The organism is Corallococcus exercitus, assembly GCF_003611585.1.
Taxonomy (GTDB): domain Bacteria; phylum Myxococcota; class Myxococcia; order Myxococcales; family Myxococcaceae; genus Corallococcus; species Corallococcus exercitus.
In genome coordinates, this window is record NZ_RAVW01000747.1 from 1 (window position 1) to 1922 (window position 1922).

The window sequence follows — 1922 nt, forward strand, 5'->3', positions numbered from 1 at the left end:
GCGCCGCCCGTCTTCGCCAGCACCTTCGTGATGGCCGCCGTCAGCGACGTCTTGCCGTGGTCCACGTGCCCAATCGTTCCGATGTTCACGTGGGGCAGGCTGCGATCGAACTTTTCCTTGGACATGACACTCCTCGAAAAATGGAGCCCTGAACCAGGATTGAACTGGTGACCTCGTCCTTACCAAGGACGCGCTCTGCCAACTGAGCTATCAGGGCTTGGCGATGCACTACAACGGTTGGAGCGGGAAATGGGATTCGAACCCACGACATTCAGCTTGGAAGGCTGACGCTCTACCAACTGAGCTATTCCCGCATTGCCGAGTGGAGAGAGGTGGATTCGAACCACCGTAGGCATAGAGCCGGCAGATTTACAGTCTGCTCCCTTTGGCCGCTCGGGCATCTCTCCAGATATTCGCTTGTGGTGCTGCGTGCTGCTCTCTACCTCATCCTGCTGCGTCCCGGGCCCTTATCCGCGGCCCGTCCTACCTGGCCGGCGGCGGGATTTGAACCCGCGACCTACTGATTACAAATCAGTTGCTCTACCGACTGAGCTACACCGGCATCCATCCAGCAACTGCCCCGCCCTACCTCATCCCGAGCGGACCGTCAACCCCTCGGCAGCGACTTGAGAGGCGCGACCTTTTAGAAGCCCCCACTCTCCAAGTCAAGGAGATTGATCCGGGGTCATCAGCGGGAAGGCCGGCCCCGCTGACGGGCGACCTCGTATAGCAGAATCGCGGCGGAAACCGACGCATTCAATGAACCGACCTGACCGCCCATGGGAATCCGGAGGCGGAAGTCGCAGTGCTTGAGGACGCCTTCCCTCACGCCCGCACCCTCGGCCCCCACCACCAGCGCCAGGGGCCCGTCCAGCCGGGCGCTCCACAAGGGCTCGGCGCCTTCGATGTCCGCGGCCGCGACCCAGAGGCCCGCTTCCTTCAGCTGCTCCAGGGCACGGGAGATGTTGGTGACACGCGCGATGGGGCAGTACTCGACGGCGCCCGCAGAGGCCTTGGCCACCGTGCCCGTCACCTGCACGGCCCGGTCCTTGGCCAGGACGACGCCGTGGGCTCCGAGCGCGTGGGCCGAGCGGATGATGGCGCCCAGGTTGTGCGGATCCTGGATGCCGTCGAGCACGACGACGAGCGCGGGCTGTCCCTTGGCCTTCGCCGCGTCGAGTACGTCCTCCAACTCGACGTACTGGAAGCCGCGCAGTTCGGCGACGACGCCCTGGTGCACGCCGCCTTCCGCCATGGAGGTCAGCCGCTCCCGGCCGACCTTCTCCACCCGGACGCCCGCGTCGCGCGCGCGACTGAGCAGCTCGCCCGCGGCCTTGGCGCCCACCTGCCCGTCGACGATGAAGAGGCGCTCCACCGCGTCCGGGTGGGCGCGCAGGGCCTCCAGCACGGGGTTGACACCATGGACGTAGCGCGGGGCTTCGTGGCCGCCGCGTTCGCCACCGGAAGGCTTGGGGGAGCGCTCTCGCATGGGGGGTTACTGAACCTCCACGGGCAGCGAGAAGGTCTTCTTCTGACGGGCGCAGATCTTCTCCGTGCAGATGAAGAAGGTCAGCGTCGCGTCCAGCGTGCCCTTGCCGGCGGACACCGCGGTGAACGGGACCTCGAAGCGCGGATCCACGAACTGCTGGCCAGCGGCCTTCTTCGCCACCGACTGCTCGCGGGTCAGCGTCTTCTGGGCGGGCGTCAGCTGCTTGCCCGTCAGCTCCAGCTTCAGCGGGGCCTCGTCGGAGACGTGGGCGCCAGGCTTCGACTTGATGGCGAGCATGAACGTGCCCTGCCCTCCGGCCTTCACCTGCGTGGACGTCCCCTCGGTGGTGACTTCATAGAGGGTGGCGGGGTCCACGTCCTGGGCCAGCACCGGCGCGCCGACGAGCGTCAGCAGCAGGGGGGCCAGGGTCGGG

The 1922-nt window shown here is 66.5% G+C and carries 3 protein-coding genes and 4 tRNA genes; all 7 read right to left on the minus strand.

Annotated elements, in window-relative coordinates:
* Nucleotides 1-125 (minus strand): GTP-binding protein (locus D7W79_RS41610; RefSeq protein WP_233588040.1); only part of this gene is annotated, 125 nt, incomplete at its 3' end.
* 16 nt (nt 126-141) lie between these two features.
* A tRNA-Thr gene (locus D7W79_RS41615) sits at nt 142-217 on the minus strand.
* Nucleotides 218-238: 21 nt separating this feature from the next.
* Nucleotides 239-314, minus strand: a tRNA-Gly gene (locus D7W79_RS41620).
* Nucleotides 315-323: 9 nt separating this feature from the next.
* A tRNA-Tyr gene (locus D7W79_RS41625) sits at nt 324-407 on the minus strand.
* A gap of 82 nt (nt 408-489) precedes the next feature.
* Nucleotides 490-562 (minus strand) — tRNA-Thr (locus D7W79_RS41630).
* 126 nt (nt 563-688) lie between these two features.
* Nucleotides 689-1489: a 23S rRNA (guanosine(2251)-2'-O)-methyltransferase RlmB gene (rlmB, locus tag D7W79_RS41635; RefSeq protein ID WP_120530709.1), complete on the minus strand. Its 801-nt coding sequence runs from the start codon at nt 1487-1489 to the stop codon at nt 689-691.
* Between the two features lie 6 nt (nt 1490-1495).
* Nucleotides 1496-1915 (minus strand): hypothetical protein, encoded by a 420-nt coding sequence (locus D7W79_RS41640; RefSeq protein WP_120530710.1) that lies wholly within the window; start codon nt 1913-1915, stop codon nt 1496-1498.
* Nucleotides 1916-1922: the final 7 nt, after the last annotated feature.

Coding starts and splice junctions, on each gene's coding strand:
- rlmB (WP_120530709.1), bottom strand. CDS start 1,489: ATGCGAGAGCGCTCCCCCAAGCCTTCCGGTGGCGAACGCGGCGGCCAC.